Origin of the sequence: Streptomyces candidus, assembly GCF_014207445.1 — a bacterium.
Classification (GTDB): Bacteria; Actinomycetota; Actinomycetes; order Streptomycetales; family Streptomycetaceae; genus Streptomyces; species Streptomyces candidus.
Genome location: NZ_JACHEM010000013.1, coordinates 14392 through 31536, shown reverse-complemented (window position 1 = coordinate 31536; position 17145 = coordinate 14392). Strand labels below are relative to the sequence as shown.

The following is a 17145-nucleotide window of genomic DNA, read 5'->3' as shown; positions in this document are numbered from 1 at the left end:
GTACGCGGTGCGGGCACCGGTCTGGCCGTGGGGGGCCGGGGTGCCGTTCGCGAGGCGTGGCCCGTTCGGCGGCTGCGGGCGGCCCGGCAGTGCCGGAGGCGCGGGGTTCGGCTGCTGCGCGCCGGCCGGCGGCGGCGCGACCGGCTGTGGTGCGGCCGGCTGTGGTGCGGCCGACGGTGGCGCAACGGGCCGTGGTGCGGCCGATGTCGGTGCGCCGGGCTGTGGCGCGGCCGACGGTGACGCGGGGCTGTGGCCCCGACGGCCGAACAGTGCGAACAGCCGGCCAGGACCGGACGGTCCGAACATCCCGGACAGCCCGGACCGGTCGCGCAGCCGCGAGGCCGGGTCGGCACTCTCGGTCGGTTTCATTCCGTCCCTCTCACAGCTGGCGGTGCCCATGTCACGCGCGATGGCCCCGTTGTCATGCCATCACGACTCGCCCCCGGTCGCCCGACTCCCCAGGCGGCCTCCTCAAGGGCAGACACCTCAGGGCCGGGCAGCGGTTCCCCAGCCGTGCACGACAGGCGCACATCCCAACAGTAGGCCGCAGCAGGCTCTCCCGGGCAGCGGTCCTCCGCTGTTGCCCGAATGCGACCCAGCCACCCGCAGACGTCTGCTATGCGCCGAACGGGTGGCCCTCAGGCCGCTGTTCTTCCCGTTACTGCTCCACCGGAACCGCGGCTTCACGTGCGGCTTCCGGCCCTTGTGCGAGCAGCACCCCGAAGCCGTCCTCGTCGAGCACCGGCACCTTCAGTTGCATGGCCTTGTCGTACTTCGAACCGGGGCTGTCGCCGACCACGACGAAGGACGTCTTCTTGGAAACGGAACCGGTCACCTTCGCTCCGAGGTTCTGGAGGGACTCTTTTGCGCCATCCCGGGTGTACTTCTCCAGCGTTCCGGTGACGACGACGGTCAGTCCCTCCAGCGGGCGCGGTCCCTGGGCCTCGGCCGAGCCCTCCTCCTCCATGCGCACCCCTGCGGCCCGCCACTTGCGGAGGATCTCCTGGTGCCAGTCGACGGCGAACCACTCCTTGAGGGAGGCCGCGATGATGCCGCCGACGCCGTCGACGCCCGCCAGCTCCTCCTCTGTCGCCTGCTCGATCCGCTCGATCGAGCGGAACTCGCGGGCCAGCGCCTCGGCGGCGACCGGCCCGACGTGCCGGATGGAGAGGCCGGTGAGGATCCGGGCCAGCGGCATCTCCTTCGCCGCCCGGATGTTCTCCAGCATCGCCAGGGCGTTCTTGCGGGGCTCGCCCTCCTTGTTGGCGAAGATGGTGGCGGTCTTGTCCTCGCCGGTCTTCGGGTCCTTCCTGGGCAGCCCGGAGTCGGGGTCCAGGACGTAGGACCTGATGGGCAGCAGCTGCTCGATGGTGAGGTCGAAGAGGTCGCCCTCGTCGAGCAGCGGCGGCTCGGCGGGCTCCAGCGGTTTGGTCAGGGCTGCCGCCGCGACGTACCCGAAGTTTTCGATGTCGAGGCTCTTGCGGCCGCCGAGGTAGAACAGGCGCTCGCGCAACTGGGCGGGGCAGGTCTGCGCGTTGGGACAGCGCAGATCGATGTCGCCCTCCTTCATGGGGCGCAGCTCCGTCCCGCATTCGGGGCACTCGGCGGGCATCACGAACTCCCGCTCGGTGCCGTCGCGCAGGTCCACGACCGGGCCGAGGATCTCCGGGATGACGTCGCCAGCCTTGCGCAGCACGACGGTGTCACCGATGAGCACGCCCTTCTTCTTCACCACCTCCTGGTTGTGCAGGGTGGCGAACTCGACCTCGGAGCCGGCCACCGTCACCGGTTCCACCTGCGCGTACGGGGTGACGCGGCCGGTGCGTCCCACGCCCACGCGGATGTTGACGAGCTTGGAGTTGACCTCCTCGGGGGCGAACTTCCAGGCGATCGCCCAGCGCGGCGCCCGCGAGGTCGAGCCGAGCCGGCCCTGGAGCGGAATCTCGTCCAGTTTGACGACCACCCCGTCGATCTCGTGCTCGACGACGGAGTGCCGGTTCCTGCCGATGTGTGCGATGAATTCCCGTACGCCTTCCAGGGAGTCCACCACCCGGTTCTGTCCGGCGGTCGGCAGGCCCCACTCCCTGAGCAGCTCGTAGGCGTGCGACAGGCGGTCGATGGCGAACCCCTCGCGGGCGCCGATGCCGTGCACCACCATCCGCAGGGGACGGCTCGCGGTGACTCTGGGGTCCTTCTGGCGCAGCGAACCGGCCGCCGCGTTGCGCGGGTTGGCGAACGGCTTGTCGCCCGCCTCCACCAGCCGGGCATTCAGCTCGCCGAAGGCCTCCATCGGGAAGTAGACCTCGCCGCGGATCTCGACCAGGTCCGGGATGCGGTCCCCCTCCAGGCGCTGCGGGATCTGCGGGATGGTGCGCACGTTGGGCGTGATGTCCTCGCCGGTGCGCCCGTCGCCGCGGGTCGCCGCCCGGGTCAGCCGGCCCTTCTCGTAGGTGAGGTTGACGGCGAGGCCGTCCACCTTGAGCTCGCACAGCAGGTGGTACTCGATGCCGCTGAGCTCGCCGGCGACCCGCTCCGCCCAGGCCGCCAGTTCCTCGTCGTCGAAGGCGTTGTCGAGCGAGAGCATGCGCTCGCGGTGCTGGACGGCCGTGAACTCCGTCTCGTAGGCGCCGGCGACCTTCTGCGTGGGCGAGTCCGGCGTCCGCAGCTCGGAGTACTCCTCCTCCAGCGCTTCGAGCGCACGCAGCAGCTGGTCGAACTCGGCGTCGCTGACGACCGGCTGGTCCTTGACGTAGTACCGGAAGCGGTGCTCCTCGATCTGCTCAGCGAGCCGCGCGTGCTTCTCCCGTGCCTCTGCGGGTACCGCTGCGTGCTGTTCGCCAGCCACCGTCTCAACCTCCCGTTGTCCCTGTATGGGAACTACCGATCCGTCACTCAGGGTTGTCCGCGAGCGACTTCGCCGCCCGGTTGCTGTGGGCGAGCGCCGCCCGGGCGTACGCCGGGGAAGCCCCCGCCAGCCCGCACGTCGGAGTGATCACCACGGACTCGCACAGAAGTCCTGGTTTCAGCCCCAGCCTGCGCCACAGCGACCTGACACCCATGACGCTACCGCCCGGGTCCGACAATGGGCCGTCCACGCCCGGCACCACGCCCGCGAACAGCTTCGTACCGGCCTCGGCCGCCTCACCGATCTCGTCGTCGTCACGCTCGGTGAGCAGATGGAAGTCGAAGGAGATCCCGGCCGCACCCGCCCGCCGCAGCAGTGCGAACGGCACGTCCGGTGCGCACGAGTGCACGACGGCCGGCCCGTCGTGGACGCCCATGACGTCACGCAGCGCGCCCTCCACGACCTGCCGGTCCACGGCCCGGTACGTGCGGTACCCGCTCGCGCTCCTGACCTGCCCGCGCAGTACGGCCATCAGGGACGGCTCGTCGAGCTGGAGCACCAGCCGCGCGCCGGGGATCCTGCGCTGCACGTCCGCGAGGTGCTCGCGCAGCCCCTCGGCCAGCGAGGCGGCCACGTCACGGCAGGCCCCGGGGTCGCCCACGGCCGCCTCGCCGCCCCGCAGTTCGAGCGCGGCGGCGAGCGTCCACGGCCCGACGGCCTGCACCTTGACCGGCCCCCGGTAGCCCTGGGTGAACTCCTCCAGGGCGTCCAGGTCCTCGCCGAGCCAGGAGCGGGCGCGGCGGGTGTCCCGGCCCGGCCGGTCGCTGAAGCGCCAGCCGCTGGGTTCCAGGTGGACGTACATGTCCGCGAGCATTCCGGCGGTGCGGCCGATCATGTCGGCGCCCGGCCCGCGCGCGGGCAGTTCCGCGAGGTACGGGAAGTCCTCGAAGCTGCCGGTGACGGTCCTCGCGGTCTCCCGGGCGTCGTCGCCCGGCATGGAGCCGATGCCGGTGGCCGGTCCCCACCACTTCTCCTCGGTCTGCTCGCTCATCGTCCGGGCCGCACCGTCAGGTCGTTGACCTCGGCGTCGCGCGGCAGGTCCAGGGCCATCAGGATCGTCGTCGCCACCGACTCGGGGTCGATGAACTTCGCGGGGTCGTAGGCCTTGCCCTCCTGCGAGTGCACCTTCTCCTGCATGGGGCTGGCGGTGCGCCCCGGGTAGACGGAGGTGACGCGCACCCCGTTCTGGTGCTCCTCGGCGCGCAGCGAGTCGGCGAGCGCCTTCAGGCCGTGCTTGCTGGCGGCGTAGGCCCCCCACTCGGCGTGCGCGTTCAGTCCCGCGCCCGAGTTCACGAACAGCACGTGCCCCTTGTCGAGGCGCAGTTGGGGCAGGAAGAGCCGGGTGAGCTCGGCGGGGGCGATCAGGTTGGCGTTGAGCTGGCTGTGCCAGGCGCGTACGCCGAGGTCGCCGACCCTGCCGAGGTCGACGACGCCCGCGATGTGCAGCAGTGTGTCGACGCGCTCGGGCATCGGCTGGTGGGAGAAGGCCCAGGACAGGCGGTCCGGGGCGGCCAGGTCGCCGACCAGGGTGCGGGCGCCGGGAAGCCGCGCCGCGAGCTCCTTCGCCCGTCCCGCGTCGCGCGCCAGCAGTACGACGTCGTCGCCGCGCGCGTGGAGCCTGCGGGCGACAGCGGCTCCGATACCGGAACCCGCCCCGGTGATCACATGAGTAGTCATGCGTCCCATGCTCGCACCCGGACGCCCTGGCGCACGCCCTACCGGATCCCGGCGGACTCCTCCAGGAAGGCGAGCGCCCCGACTCCGTCCTCCGCGAAGAACACCAGGTCAGTGAGGGGTACCGGCAGGAACCCTTCCGCCTCCATGCGCTGGAACTGCTGCTTGAGCCCGTCGTAGAAGCCGTCGGTGTTGAGCAGCACCACCGGCTTGTCCGTCAGTCCGTGCTTCTTCAGCTCCAGGATCTCCGTCGCCTCGTCGAGCGTCCCCGTTCCGCCGACCATGATCACGACGGCGTCGGACCTGCCCAGCAGAAGCGCCTTGCGCTCCGCCAGGTCCTTCGCGACGACCATTTCGTCGGCCGCGGCACGCGCCTTGGTGTGCAGGAACTCCACGGAGATCCCGACGAGCTTCCCGCCCGCCGCGGCCACCCCGTCGGCGACGACCTTCATCAGGCCGACGTCGGAACCGCCCCAGACCAGCGTGTGGCCGCCCTTGCCGAGGAGTTCGGCGAACTCCCGGGCGGGCCGGGTGTAGCGCTCGTCGAGGTCGGCCGCGGAGAGAAAGACACAGATGTTCATGGGCACAAACCCTACGTCCGGGGTACCGGTGGCGGAGATTCGCGGCCCCCGGTGAAAACTTTTCCGCCCGGCCGATGAGTTCCGTGCGCCCTCGCGGTCCAAGTCGGTATGAGCAAAGTGATTTCGCGTGACGGCACCCCGATCGCCTACACGCGCACGGGTGCGGGCGAGCCGCTGATCCTGGTGGGGGGCGCCTTCAGCACGGGTACGGCGGAGGGCCCGCTCGCCGGTCTCCTCGCCCCGGCCTTCGACGTCGTCACGTACGACAGGAGGGGCCGCGGCGCCAGCGGCGACACGTCCCCGTACGCGGTGGCCCGCGAGGTGGAGGATCTGGCGGCGCTCGTCGAGGAGGTCGGCGGCAGTGCCTGCCTGTACGGCATGTCGTCGGGCGGTGCGCTGGTGCTGCGTGCCGCGGCGGCCGGTCTGCGGGTGCCGCGGCTCGCGGTCTACGAGCCGCCCTTCACGGTCCGCGAGGACACCCGCGCCGACAAGACCGCGTACACCCGGAGCCTGAACGCGGCGCTGGAGGACGGCCGCAGGGGCGACGCGGTGGAGCTCTTCCTGTCCGTGGTGGGCATGCCCGCCGAGTTCGTCGCCCAGATGCGCAGGGCCCCGGTGTGGCGCTCCTTCGAGTCCCTCGCGCCGACCCTGGCGTACGACGACGCGCTGATGGGCGACGGAACGGTCCCCTGCGACCGGCTGGCGCGGATCACCCAGCCGGTCCTGGTGGTGGACGGCGGCGCCAGTCCGCCCCTGATGCGCGACGCGGCACGCCGGACGTCGGCGGCGCTCCCCGACGGACGGCCGCACACCCTGCCCCGGCAGACCCACGACGTGGACCCGCGCACGCTCGCCCCGGTCCTGACGGAGTTCTTCGCCGCCGTGTGAGGGGCCTCGCGGGGGGCGGCGAAGCGGGATCAGGCCGTGGCCTGCGTGGCGGCGCGCCGCGAGGTCGTCGCGATCGTGGCGGAGCCGACCACGCGCGTGCCGTCGTACAGGACGATCGCCTGGCCGGGCGCGACCCCGCGCACCGGCTGCTGGAAGCTCACACGGAGCTCACCGTCGACGAGTTCCGCGTGCACCTCGGTCTCGCCGCCGTGGGCGCGGAGCTGGGCGGTGTACGTGCCGGGCGCGGCCGGAACCGTGCCGCACCAGCGGGGGCGGATCGCCGTCAGGGACGTGACGTCCAGGGCCTCGGCCGGGCCGACGGTGACGGTGTTGTTCACCGGGGAGATGTCCAGGACGTAGCGGGGTTTGCCGTCGGGCGCGGGGTGGCCGATGCGCAGACCCTTGCGCTGGCCGATGGTGAAGCCGAACGCGCCGTCGTGCGTACCGAGCTTGGCGCCCTCCTCGTCGAGGATGTCGCCCTCGGCCTTGCCGCCGAGACGCGAGGCGAGGAAGCCCTGGGTGTCGCCGTCGGCGATGAAGCAGATGTCGTGGCTGTCGGGCTTCTTCGCCACCGCCAGGTCACGGCGCTCGGCCTCGGCCCGGATCTCCTCCTTGGTGGTGAGGGTGTCGCCGAGCGGGAACATCGCGTGCGCGAGCTGCCGCTCGTCGAGTACGCCCAGGACGTACGACTGGTCCTTGGCCATGTCGGAGGCGCGGTGCAGTTCCCGGCTGCCGTCCTCGTTCACCACGACCGTCGCGTAGTGGCCCGTGCACACGGCGTCGAAGCCCAGCGCCAGGGCCTTGTCGAGCAGGGCGGCGAACTTGATCTTCTCGTTGCAGCGCAGGCACGGGTTGGGGGTGCGGCCGGCCTCGTACTCCGCGACGAAGTCCTCGACGACGTCCTCACGGAAGCGCTCGGCGAGGTCCCAGACATAGAACGGGATGCCGATGACGTCGGCCGCCCGGCGGGCGTCCCGGGAGTCCTCGATGGTGCAGCAGCCGCGCGCTCCCGTACGGAAGGACTGCGGGTTGGCGGAGAGCGCGAGATGGACGCCGGTGACGTCGTGGCCGGCCTCGACTGCTCGGGCGGCGGCGACGGCGGAGTCCACTCCGCCGGACATGGCGGCGAGGACACGGAGGGGGCGGGGGCGCGGGGTATCGGTCATAGCTCGTCCAGGGTAATCGGAACCATCCCGGGACTCCCAAGCGTTACCCGGGCAGGCAGGAACGGGAGAGGGGCAGCAGCGGGTGAGCAGCACGGCGAAGAAGAAACCCGGCGGCGGGAAGCCCGGCAGACGTGGCTTTCTGATCGGTACGGGGCTGGTGGTGACCGGTGCCGCCGTGGTGTGGGGCGACGAGGCGTCCCGGCTGTGGTGGAAGGTGCCGGGGGTCGACAGGCAGCGCACGGACGGCGCGGTGGACCAGCCGGGCGTGCGGTGGATGGCCGCGTCGGCGCGCAACCTGCGGACCGCCGACCGGCCGGACGACTACACCATCGACCGGATCGTGATCCACACCACGGAGGGCAGTTACGACTCGGCGATACGGGTCTTCCGCGACCCCCTGCACGCGGCGGCGGCGCACTACGTGATCCGCGCCAAGGACGGCCACATCACACAGATGGCGCGGGAGCTGGACGTCGCGTACCACGCGGGCAACCGCAGCTTCAACGAACGCAGCGTCGGCATCGAGCACGAGGCGTACGCCCACCGCAAGGGCACCCTCACGGAGGTGATGTACCGGTCCTCGGCACGCCTCGCGGCCGGGATCTGCGCCCGCTACCGCATCCCCATCGACCGCGAGCACATCATCGGCCACGTCGAGATACCCGGCACCGACCACACGGATCCGGGACCCCACTGGGACTGGGACCGCTATCTCCGCCTGGTCCGCGCGGCCGCCACGTCCCGCACCTGAGCGGGCGCCGCACCGGCCGCACCAGGACGCGACAACGAGGGTGCTCAGCGCAGGTGCACCGGCAGGCTGTCCACCCCGTAGACGATCGAGAGCTTCCGGAAGTCGAGCTCCTCGGGCCGGACCGCCAACCGCATCCGCGGGAACCGCCGCACCAGGGCCGGGTAGGCCGCCCGCAGCTCCATCCGCGCCAGTTCAGCCCCGATGCACCGGTGGATCCCGTACCCGAACGCGAGGTGTCCGGTCGCCTTCCGGTCCGGGTCGAAGCCCCCCTTGTCGGGCGTGTACGAGGCGTCCCGGTTGCCCCCCGCCAGCGAGCACAGCACCAGATCCCCCTTGGGAATCCGGACGCCGGCTATCTCGGTGTCCTCCCGAGCGAACCGGGGGAACGCCACCTGTACGACGGTGAGGTACCGCAGCGCCTCCTCGACGAAGGGCGCGGCCGCCGCGTCGTCGTCGCGCAGCCGCCCGAACGCCTCCTCGTTCTGGAGCAGGAGCAGCGAACCCAGTGCCAGCATGCTCGCCGTGGTCTCGAAGCCGCCGGTCAGGACGCCGTCGGCGAGCCCGGCCAGCTCCTCGTCGCCGACGGTGTCCCCGTGATCCCGGATGATCATGCCGATCAGCCCGTCCCCCGGGTTCTCGCGCTGTTTCTTCACCACGTCACGGAAGTACGCGAGCGACTCCGACATCGCGCCGAACGGTGCCGTCGCCCCGCTGAACAGGTCGAAGCGCTCCATCGCCAGCTGCTGGAAGTCGTGCCGGTCCTCGTACGGCACGCCGAGCAGCTCGCAGATGGTGAGCGAGGGAATCGGCAGGGCGAAGTTCTGCACGAGGTCGACCGGCCCGCCGGCCGCCCCCGCCGCCTCCATCGCGTCCAGCTGCTCCTCGACGAGGGCTTCGATGCGGGGCGTGAGCCTGCGCAGCCGGCGCATGGTGAATTCCGGAGTGAGGATGCGCCGCAGATGCGTATGGACCGGCGGGTCGCTGAAGCCGAGGCCGCCGGGATTGTGCTCGGCGACCACGCCCGCGTTTCCGGCGATGTTGATGAAGTCACTGCTGAAGCCGTCGGTGGACCCGAGGACCGCCTTCACCTCGTCGTATCCCGTCACCACCCACGCGTCCATGCCGAAGGGCAGCGGCACCTGGTACAGGGGCGTCTGCGCCTGCCGGGCGGACAGTCTGGCCACCGGGTCGAGGCCGTCGCGGCGCATGGGCAGCAGCAGGTTCTCCGGCAGCCGGTTGATCAGCGAGGAACTGATGCCGTGCTTCTGGATCCTGGCCAGGTACATGCGCCCGACCCGCGCGGTGATGCGGGAACGGAGGGTCGCCTTCAACGTGAACTCCATGGGTCGTCGTGCGGCCCAAACGCGCGGCGCGGACTTCCTTGATCGAACGGGGATTTCGTGGGATTTCGAAGAAACTTCAGGGGCCACAAGTATAAAGAGCGATTGTGGGCCCGCAGGGTTGACCGTGACTAGCGTTACACAAAGCGGAGTCCCCCTCCGCCCGCGGTTTCCGGGCCGGCTCCGCTAGGACAGTCCGGCCGTCCGCGCCCGTTCCACGGCCGGTCCGATCGCCGCGGCGACGGCGTCCACGTCCGCCGCCGTGGACGTATGTCCGAGCGTGAAGCGCAGGGTGCCGCGGGCCAGGTCGGGCGGGGTCCCGGTGGCGAGCAGGACGTGACTGGGCTGGGCCACGCCCGCCGTGCAGGCGGAGCCGGTGGAGCACTCGATGCCCTGGGCGTCGAGCAGCAGCAGCAGCGAATCCCCCTCGCAGCCGGGGAAGGTGAAGTGCGCGTTGGCGGGCAGCCGCCCGCCGGGATCCGGGTCACCGCCGAGGATCGCGTCGGGAACGGCGTCCCGGACGGCCTCGACCAGGTCGTCGCGGAGCCCGCCGACGGTCCGTGCGAAGTCCTCGCGGCGCTCGGCGGCGAGGACACCGGCCACCGCGAAGGAGGCGATGGCGGGCACGTCGAGCGTCCCGGAACGCACATGCCGCTCCTGCCCGCCGCCGTGGAGCACGGGCACGGGGGCGTGACTGCGGCCGAGCAGCAGTGCGCCGATCCCGTACGGTCCGCCGATCTTGTGCCCGGAGACGGTCATCGCGGCCAGTCCGGAGGCGGCGAAGTCGACCTCCAGCTGCCCGTATGCCTGGACCGCGTCCGCGTGCAGCGGAACCCCGAACTCCGCTGCCACGTCGGCCAGTTCACGCACCGGCATGACCGTGCCGATCTCGTTGTTCGCCCACATGACGGTGGCCAGGGCGACCTCGTCCGGTGCGCGGCCGATCGCGGTGCGCAGGGTCTCCGGGTCCACCCGGCCGTACGCGTCGACGGCGAGGTACTCGACCCGCGCGCCCTCGTGGGTGGCGAGCCAGTCCACGGCGTCCAGCACGGCATGGTGCTCGACGGGGCTGGCCAGCACCCGGGTGCGGCGCGGATCCTCCGCCCGCCGCGCCCAGTACAGCCCCTTGACGGCGAGGTTGTCGGCCTCGGTGCCGCCCGCGGTGAAGACCACCTCACTGGGCCGCGCCCCGAGCGAATCGGCGAAGGCCTCGCGTGATTCTTCGACGGTGCGGCGGGCCCGGCGGCCGGCGGCGTGCAGGGAGGAGGCGTTGCCGGTGACGGTCAACTGGGCGGTCATCGCCTCGACCGCCTCCGGCAGCATGGGCGTGGTCGCGGCGTGGTCGAGGTAAGCCATGGTGTGGGTGATTGTACGAGGACCGGCGGGCCGGGGTGCGGGGCCGGGCCGCAGCCGGAGCGCGGGGACGGCCGCGCGCCCCGGCCGGGGCGTCGCACTCCAGGTGGGAGGCGTCTCCGCGCACTCCGGCGCCCGCTGTCCGCATGACTGCCCGAGGACCGGGCACCAGGGACATAAGGATTCCATAAATGGGATCAACGGGTAGGCACGGAAGGGGATTCAGATGCTGGCAATTGTGGGCGCCGTACTCTTCGTCATCGCGTTCATCATCAACGCGGCGGACATCTCGGCGCACGAGATCTTCATGCCGACCAGCCTGATGCTGCTCGGACTCGCCCTGGTCGCCCTGCACGTCGGCGGCATCGGGTCCGGTTGGGGCGGAGGCCGGACCCGTCGCTGACAACCGGCGCGGCACCCGGGCCCCGCGCCCGGCGCGGAATTCAGGACCGCGGGGCCCGCGCGAGCTGCCGCGACTGCGCCACCAGCCGGTCCGCACTGTCCCAGACCTCCGCGTCCTCCTCCAGGAAGCCGCCCGCCAGGTTGCGGGTGACGATGGAGACCCGCAGAGGTCCGGGCGCGGGCCGGCTCCGTACGTGCACGGTCAGTTCGACGGTCGGCGTCCAGCCCTTGAGGCCCAGCTCGAAGCTGGTCGGGGGCAGGGCGTCGACGACGAGCAGGAGCGACAGCGGATCCGCGTCGCGGCCGTCCGCGAGGCCGAACCAGGCGCGCATCTCGCCCTTGCCCGACGGGGCGCCCAGCGCCCAGCCGACCGTCGCCGGGTCCAGCTTGAGGTGGAGCCGGTCGGTGATGGCGTTGGACCCGGGAATCTTCGGCGCCGGGCCGTCGCTTGCGCCCAGGCAGTGTGCGAGCGGCGGCATGACGGGCGGTTCGGCCGTCGTGCACACCTCGCCGGTCAGGGCGCCGAGGTCCCCGTACGAGGCCAGTACGCGGATCCGCTCGACCTCGCGGCCCTCCGCGTCGTACTGGAAGAGGGACGCCTGGCCGGAGGAGAGGGTGCGCCCGGAACGCACGCTCTCGGTGCGGATGACGGCCGGTCCCGGCTGGGACGGCGTGAAGTAGTGCGCGGAGACCGTGAACGGGTCCGGGTGCGGCAGCGCGTCGGAGAGGGCGCGGCCCAGGAGGGCGAGCAGATAGCCCCCGTTGACAGCATTGATGATCGTCCAGCCGGCGGAGAGTTCGGCGTCGTACACACCGGGCTCGTCCGCGCGCCGCGCGACCGCCGTGTCACGGTCGAATTCACTGTCCCCGATGGTCCCGGCGGACAGGCCCGCCGGACCGGCGGTGGAAGCCGCGGCCACCTCCGCGAGGGTCCCGTTCGATGTCTGTGCCATGCCAGCACGCTACACCGATTCATTACTGAGCGGTAGCTTATTTTTGAGTACCACCGGCCCCCCGCACGGTCCACCGCGGGCGGCCGTTACGGCATCACCCGCTCCGGCTCCTCCGTCGTCACCGACGACCGGTGCCAGGCCCTGGGTGCCCGCCAGTGGTACTTCAGGGCCATCAGACGCAGCGAGAGTGCGGTGAGCACGGCCAGCGTGCTGGTGAGGGGATTCAGTATCCCGAAGCGGATGCACAGCGCCGCCATCGCCGCCCCGACGATCGCCGGCACCGCGTACAGGTCCCGGTCCCAGCGCAGCAGCGAAGGCACCTCGTTGGCGAGTACGTCGCGCAGCACGCCGCCACCGACCGCCGAGGCCAGCCCCAGCGTCGCCGACGCGGTCAGCCCGAGCCCGTAGTCGTACGCCTTGGCCGTGCCCGTCACGCAGAACAGCCCCAGCCCTGCCGCGTCGAAGACGTTCACGCCGCGCTGGATCCGCTCGACCTGCGGATGCAGGAAGAAGACCAGCACGGTCGCCACCAACGGGGTCACGAAGTACCCGAGGTTGGTGAAGGCGGCGGGCGGCACCGCGCCGATGATGAGGTCGCGGAACAGCCCGCCGCCGAGCGCGGTGACCTCGGCGAGTACCGCCATGCCGAAGACGTCGAAGTTCTTCCGCACGGCGAGCAGGGCGCCGGAAATCGCGAAGACGAAGATCCCGACGAGGTCGGTCACGTGTTGGACGGAAGGGTTGAAGAGTTCCTGGAGCACCCGACATTGTTACCCGCGCCCGCACCCGGGCCGGACAGCGAGACCTCCGGACCGGCGCGCAGGCGGAGAAGTCCGGTGCCGGGCAGGGGGAAGCGGCGTGCGGGAGAAGAAAAGGAGGGGCACGCGCCCGAGCGCGTGCCCCTCCCCTCCCGCGCACGCGACCTACAGCGTCGGCTCCACCGGCAGCCGGTCGTCCAGCTCCTCACGGACCGCCCCGACGACCTCGCCGCCGGTACGGGAGACCGTCCCGGCCTCGATCTCCGCCGTCCAGTGGCAGGCCACCTTGTGCCCGGTGCCGTCGTCCGTCAGTTCGGGGCGCTCGGTGGCGCACCTGGTCTCCTGCTTCCACGGGCAGCGGGTGTGGAAGCGGCAGCCCGCGGGCGGGTTGGCCGGCGAGGGCAGATCGCCGGTGAGCAGGATGCGCGCCCGCAGGTCCTCCACCTCGGGGTCGGGCACCGGCACCGCCGACATCAGCGCCTTGGTGTACGGGTGCCGCGGCGCCTCGTACAGCTTGTCGCTCGCCGCCTCCTCGACCAGCGCGCCGAGGTACATGACCCCGATGACGTCGGAGATGTGGCGCACCACCGCGAGGTCGTGCGCGATGACGACGTAGGTGAGCCCCAGCGACTCCTGGAGTTCTTCCAGCAGGTTGATGACCTGGGCCTGGATCGACACGTCGAGCGCGGAGACCGGCTCGTCGCAGATGATCACGTCGGGTTCCAGGACCAGCGCGCGGGCGATGCCGATGCGCTGGCGCTGGCCGCCGGAGAACTCGTGCGGGTAGCGGGCGAGGGAGTTGGCGGGCAGTCCCACCTTGGCGAGGATCGTCTTGATCTTCTCCCGGCGCTCGTCCTGGTTGCTGCCGATGCCGTGGGCGGCCATGCCCTCGGAGAGGATCGACTCGATGTTCTGCCGGGGGTTCAGGCTGCCCAGCGGGTCCTGGAAGACCATCTGGAGGCGGCGCCGGAACGTCCGCATCTCCTCCTCCGGCAGCTTCGCCAGATCCGTACCGTCCAGGACGACGGAGCCCTCGGTGATGTCCACGAGCCGCAGCACGGCCCGCCCGAGCGTCGTCTTGCCGCAGCCCGACTCACCGACCAGGCCGTACGTCTGACCGGCCTCGACCTGGAAGGAGACGCCGTCCACGGCGTAGACGTGCCCGACCGTGCGGTCGAAGAGGATGCCCTTCTTGACGGGGAAGTGGACCTTCACCCCGTCGACTTCGAGCAGGCTCATGCCGGGACCTCCTCGGTGGGCTGCGTGCTCTGCGGCACGGGGTGGAGGCAGCGCACCTGGTGGTCCGCCGCGCGGGGGTGGGACAGGCCCGGCGGACCGGACAGGCAGTCCAGTTCGTACCGGTCGCAGCGCGGGGCGAACGCGCAGCCGTCGGCCCAGGCGATCCGGTCGTTGATGGACCCGCGGATGGGGCTGAGCGCCTCGCCGCGCGGGGCGTCCAGCCGCGGGATGGAGCCGAGAAGGCCGTGGGTGTACGGGTGCGTGGGGTGCTTGAACAGCTCGCGCCGCCCGGCCGATTCGACGACCTTGCCCGCGTACAGCACGTTGACCTGGTCGCAGAGTCCGGCGACCACGCCCAGGTCGTGGGTGATCATCAGCAGGGCGGTGCCCTCCTGGTCGACGAGCTCCTTGAGGAGCTCCAGGATCTGCGCCTGGATCGTCACGTCGAGCGCGGTGGTCGGCTCGTCGGCGATCAGCAGCCGGGGCGCGCAGGCCACGGCCATGGCGATCAGCGCGCGCTGGCGCATGCCGCCGGACATCTGGTGCGGGTACTCCTTGAGCCGCCGGGTCGGGTCGGGGATGCCGACCTTCTCCAGCAGGGCCGCGGCCTCCTTGCGGGCCGGTTCGCCCTTGAGCCCGCGGTGGCGCTGGAGGATCTCGGTGACCTGGATGCCGATGGGGATCACCGGGTTCAGCGAGGACAGCGGGTCCTGGAAGATCATCGCCAGCTGGCTGCCGCGCATGTCGCGGATCTCGTTCTGGCTCATGGTGAGCAGGTTGACGCCGTCGAAGTCGGCGCGCCCGCCCACCTCCACGCCCTTGCGGGGCAGCAGCCCCATGAGGGCGAGCGAGGTGACGGACTTGCCGCAGCCCGACTCGCCGACCAGGCCGATGACCTGGCCCTGGTCGACGTCGAAGGAGACGCCGTTGACCGCGTTGGACTTGCGGCCCTGACCGCCGAAGGTGACGGTCAGTTCGTCCACGGAGAGCAGTGGCATGCCATCAACCTCGCAGCTTCGGGTCGAGCGCTTCGCGCATGGCCTCGCCGAGGAGGGTGAAGCCGAGCGCGGTGATGATGATCCCGACCGCCGGATAGACCGACATCATCGGCGCGTTGTCGAAGAACCTCTGCGCCTGGGCGAGCATGACACCCCATTCGGGTACGGAGGGGTCCGGGTTGCCGAGACCGAGGTACGACAGTGCCGCGGCCTCGATGATGGCGGTGGCGAGGCTGAGGGTGGCCTGCACGATCACCGGGCTGAGCGAGTTGGGCATGATCTGCGTCAGCGCGATCCGCCGCTTGCGCACGCCCAGCGCCTTGGCCGCCAGGACGTAGTCGCTGCCGCCCTGGGCGAGCATCGAACCGCGCAGCAGGCGGGCGAAGGTGGGGATCTGTACGACACCGACGGCGACCATGACGGTGGTGAGCGACTGTCCCATCACCGCGGCGATGGACACGGCGAGCAGCAGCGAGGGCAGCGCCAGCATGATGTCCGTGAAGCGCATGATGACGGTGTCGACGCGCTGGCCGACCTTGCCGCCGAGGGTGGCGGCCGCGCCGGACAGGGCGCCGACCGCCGCGCCGATGACGAGACCGATCAGCATCGAGATGACGCCGACCAGCAGGGTCTGACGGGCACCGACGATGACACGGGAGAACTCGTCGCGGCCCAGGTTGTCCAGGCCGAACCAGTTCCCGGCGCGGGGGCCGACGAACAGGCCCTTGTTGGGGAAGACCTCGCCGCGCCACAGCTGGGCGGACGGCGAGTGCGGCGCGACCCAGGGGCCGACCACCGCGACGAGCACGAACAACGCGATGATCACGAGGCCGATGATCGCCATCTTGCTTCGCTTGAGCCGCCGGTAGGCCTCGCGCCACAGGCTGACACCGGCACTGGTCTCGGACTGGGCGGTGAGTTCCGCGAGCCGGTCGACCTTGTTGGCCTTGGTGGTTGCTTGCAGGCTCATCAATGCACCCGCACTCTCGGGTCGATGACGCTGTACGCGAGGTCGACCAGCAGGTTGATCAGGACGTACACCATCGCGATGAACAGGATGAAGCCGACGAGCACCGGGTAGTCACGGGCGTCGATGGCGGTACGGATGAAGGAGCCGATGCCACCGAACGCGAACACCGACTCCGTGAGCACCGCTCCCGACAACAGGCCGCCGGTGAGCAGGCCGATGGCGGTGACCACGGGCAGCAGGGCATTGCGCAGGATGTGCCGGCCGCGGACCGTCTTCTGCTCCAGGCCCTTGGACTCGGCGGTACGGATGTAGTCCTCGCCGACCACTTCCAGGACGCTGGCGCGGGTCATCCGGACGATGATGGCGAGCGGGATGGAGGAGAGCGTGACCGCGGGCAGCACCAGGTGCATCAACGCGTCGCCGCTGGCGTCCAGTTCACCGGTGAGGAGGCCGTCGAGAACGGCGAATCCGGTGACGTGGGTGGCGTCGAGCCCCGTGGACAGCCGTCCGTAGCTGGGGAACATCCCGAGGTTGACCGCGAAGATGCCCTTGAGGAGCAGTGCGAGGAAGAAGACCGGAACGCAGATGCCGATCAGGGATCCGGAGACCGAGGCGACGTCGAGCCAGCCACCGCGCCGGCGGGCGGCGAGATATCCGAGCGGGATGCCGACCAGGATCGCGATGATCATCGCCGCGACGCTGAGTTCGACGGTGGCCGGGAAGCGCAGTACGAATTCGTCCCACACCGGCTGTCCGGTCTGTACGGACGTACCGAGGTCGAGTTCGAGGAGCCGCTTGATGAAGCGGCCGTACTGGACGTAGATCGGCTGGTCGAGTCCCAGTGCTCTGTTGATGCGTGCCACGTCGGCAGCGGTGGCCCGCTCGCCCAGGATCGCTGAGGCGGGTCCGCCGGGCAGTCGGTTCAGCCAGATGAACAGCAGAATCGACAGGCCGAGCAGGGTGGGTATGAGTTGTAGCAGTCTTCGTACGACGAGTCGCAGCACCCCGCGTGCCCCTTTCTTGCGTGAGTCGGTGCAGCACTCGCCGCCCGGCGCGGTGGTTCTCGGCGATCCGTGGTGGGGGCCGACGGGTCGCGGAGAGTCACCGCGCGGCGGGCGGGAGCACTGCGTGGGAGGTGGGTCCGCCCGGCCACCTGGGTGCTGTGGC

Annotated in this window: 16 protein-coding genes; 3 read left to right on the top strand and 13 right to left on the bottom strand. The window is 71.0% G+C overall.

Annotated elements, in window-relative coordinates:
• Nucleotides 1-658 precede the first annotated feature (658 nt).
• Genes ligA through HNQ79_RS23395 form a run of 4 tightly spaced genes read right to left on the bottom strand, consistent with a single transcriptional unit; the run spans nt 659 to nt 5160 of the window.
• A complete protein-coding gene (gene ligA, locus HNQ79_RS23410) occupies nt 659-2845 on the bottom strand; it encodes an NAD-dependent DNA ligase LigA (protein ID WP_185034252.1) in 2187 nt (728 codons plus the stop codon).
• Between the two features lie 43 nt (nt 2846-2888).
• Nucleotides 2889-3896, bottom strand: a complete 1008-nt coding sequence (locus HNQ79_RS23405) for a methionine synthase (protein WP_185034250.1) — start codon at nt 3894-3896, stop codon at nt 2889-2891.
• On the bottom strand, nt 3893-4591 hold the full coding sequence (locus tag HNQ79_RS23400) for an SDR family oxidoreductase (RefSeq protein WP_229923643.1): 699 nt from the start codon (nt 4589-4591) through the stop codon (nt 3893-3895). The genes HNQ79_RS23405 and HNQ79_RS23400 overlap by 4 nt, the downstream gene beginning before the upstream one ends.
• A gap of 29 nt (nt 4592-4620) precedes the next feature.
• On the bottom strand, nt 4621-5160 hold the full coding sequence (locus HNQ79_RS23395) for an LOG family protein (RefSeq protein WP_185034246.1): 540 nt from the start codon (nt 5158-5160) through the stop codon (nt 4621-4623).
• Nucleotides 5161-5268: 108 nt separating this feature from the next.
• On the opposite strand from HNQ79_RS23395, the gene HNQ79_RS23390 reads away from it, so the two are divergent.
• Nucleotides 5269-6048: an alpha/beta fold hydrolase gene (locus HNQ79_RS23390; RefSeq protein ID WP_185034244.1), complete on the top strand. Its 780-nt coding sequence runs from the start codon at nt 5269-5271 to the stop codon at nt 6046-6048.
• A 29-nt stretch (nt 6049-6077) separates the two neighbouring features.
• On the opposite strand, the gene mnmA is transcribed toward HNQ79_RS23390, so the two are convergent.
• Nucleotides 6078-7214 carry a tRNA 2-thiouridine(34) synthase MnmA gene (gene mnmA, locus HNQ79_RS23385; RefSeq protein ID WP_185034242.1) on the bottom strand — a complete coding sequence of 379 codons (1137 nt, stop codon included), beginning with the start codon at nt 7212-7214 and terminating at the stop codon, nt 6078-6080.
• Nucleotides 7215-7296: 82 nt separating this feature from the next.
• Here mnmA and HNQ79_RS23380 point away from each other — a divergent pair, with 82 nt between their 5' ends.
• Nucleotides 7297-7965: an N-acetylmuramoyl-L-alanine amidase gene (locus HNQ79_RS23380; RefSeq protein ID WP_185034240.1), complete on the top strand. Its 669-nt coding sequence runs from the start codon at nt 7297-7299 to the stop codon at nt 7963-7965.
• A 44-nt stretch (nt 7966-8009) separates the two neighbouring features.
• Here HNQ79_RS23380 and HNQ79_RS23375 read toward each other — a convergent pair whose 3' ends face one another.
• Together HNQ79_RS23375 and HNQ79_RS23370 are read right to left on the bottom strand one after the other, a co-directional pair.
• Nucleotides 8010-9251: a cytochrome P450 gene (locus HNQ79_RS23375; protein WP_229923659.1), complete on the bottom strand. Its 1242-nt coding sequence runs from the start codon at nt 9249-9251 to the stop codon at nt 8010-8012.
• 240 nt (nt 9252-9491) lie between these two features.
• On the bottom strand, nt 9492-10661 hold the full coding sequence (locus HNQ79_RS23370) for a cysteine desulfurase family protein (protein WP_185034237.1): 1170 nt from the start codon (nt 10659-10661) through the stop codon (nt 9492-9494).
• A gap of 223 nt (nt 10662-10884) precedes the next feature.
• On the opposite strand from HNQ79_RS23370, the gene HNQ79_RS23365 reads away from it, so the two are divergent.
• Complete coding sequence (locus tag HNQ79_RS23365; protein WP_185034235.1) at nt 10885-11061, top strand: hypothetical protein; 177 nt, start codon at nt 10885-10887, stop codon at nt 11059-11061.
• A 40-nt stretch (nt 11062-11101) separates the two neighbouring features.
• Here the strand turns inward: HNQ79_RS23365 and HNQ79_RS23360 are convergent, their stop codons facing one another.
• The 6 genes from HNQ79_RS23360 to HNQ79_RS23335 form a co-directional block, all read right to left on the bottom strand.
• Nucleotides 11102-11947 (bottom strand): thioesterase family protein, encoded by an 846-nt coding sequence (locus HNQ79_RS23360; protein ID WP_229923658.1) that lies wholly within the window; start codon nt 11945-11947, stop codon nt 11102-11104.
• 152 nt (nt 11948-12099) lie between these two features.
• Entirely contained in the window at nt 12100-12774 is a 675-nt protein-coding gene (locus HNQ79_RS23355; RefSeq protein WP_185034231.1) for a trimeric intracellular cation channel family protein, read from the bottom strand.
• A 162-nt stretch (nt 12775-12936) separates the two neighbouring features.
• Complete coding sequence (locus HNQ79_RS23350; protein WP_185034229.1) at nt 12937-14010, bottom strand: ABC transporter ATP-binding protein; 1074 nt, start codon at nt 14008-14010, stop codon at nt 12937-12939.
• Nucleotides 14007-15008, bottom strand: a complete 1002-nt coding sequence (locus HNQ79_RS23345) for an ABC transporter ATP-binding protein (protein WP_185034227.1) — start codon at nt 15006-15008, stop codon at nt 14007-14009. The genes HNQ79_RS23350 and HNQ79_RS23345 overlap by 4 nt, the downstream gene beginning before the upstream one ends.
• A gap of 4 nt (nt 15009-15012) precedes the next feature.
• Nucleotides 15013-15978: an ABC transporter permease gene (locus HNQ79_RS23340; RefSeq protein WP_185034225.1), complete on the bottom strand. Its 966-nt coding sequence runs from the start codon at nt 15976-15978 to the stop codon at nt 15013-15015.
• Entirely contained in the window at nt 15978-16982 is a 1005-nt protein-coding gene (locus HNQ79_RS23335; protein ID WP_185034223.1) for an ABC transporter permease, read from the bottom strand. The genes HNQ79_RS23340 and HNQ79_RS23335 overlap by 1 nt, the downstream gene beginning before the upstream one ends.
• Between the last annotated feature and the right edge of the window lie 163 nt (nt 16983-17145).